Origin of the sequence: Crossiella sp. SN42, assembly GCF_023897065.1 — a bacterium.
Classification (GTDB): Bacteria; Actinomycetota; Actinomycetes; order Mycobacteriales; family Pseudonocardiaceae; genus Crossiella.
In genome coordinates this window covers 1-549 of sequence record NZ_JAMHIV010000082.1, presented here as the reverse complement: position 1 = coordinate 549, position 549 = coordinate 1, and the positions used below count along the sequence as shown (strand labels likewise).

1 pseudogene is annotated in these 549 nt (G+C 77.6%); it reads left to right on the top strand.

Features of this window, described 5'->3' with window-relative positions:
• A pseudogene (locus M8C13_RS44255) lies at positions 1-549 on the top strand (rRNA small subunit methyltransferase B); the annotation flags it as partial.

Here is a 549-nt window from a genome sequence, read left to right as displayed (position 1 = left end):
GCGACCCCGGCGACCTGGACCCGCTGCGCGAGGGCCTGGCCGCGGTGCAGGACGAGGGCAGCCAGCTGTGCGCCCTGGCACTGAGCAGGGCGCCGCTGGACGGCCCGGACGAGACCTGGCTGGACCTGTGCGCCGGACCCGGTGGCAAGGCCGGGATGCTGGCCGCGCTGGTCAGCATGCAGGGCGGCACCCTGGACGCGGTGGAGAAGGCCCCGCACCGCGCCGACCTGGTCCGCAAGGCCACCTCCGGCCTGCCCATCACCGTGCACATCGCCGACGGCCGCGACCCCGGCCTGCCCGAGGGCGGCTACGACCGGGTCCTGGTGGACGCCCCGTGCACCGGGCTGGGCGCGCTGCGCCGCCGCCCGGAGGCCCGCTGGCGCCGCCGCCCCGACGACCTGGCCGAGCTGACCAAGCTCCAGCGTGAGCTGCTGCTCTCCGCGCTGAACCTGGTCCGCCCCGGCGGGGTGGTCGCCTACGTGGTCTGCTCCCCGCACCTGCGGGAGACGGTCAGCGTGGTCGCCGAGGTCGCCCGCCGCACCGGCGCGG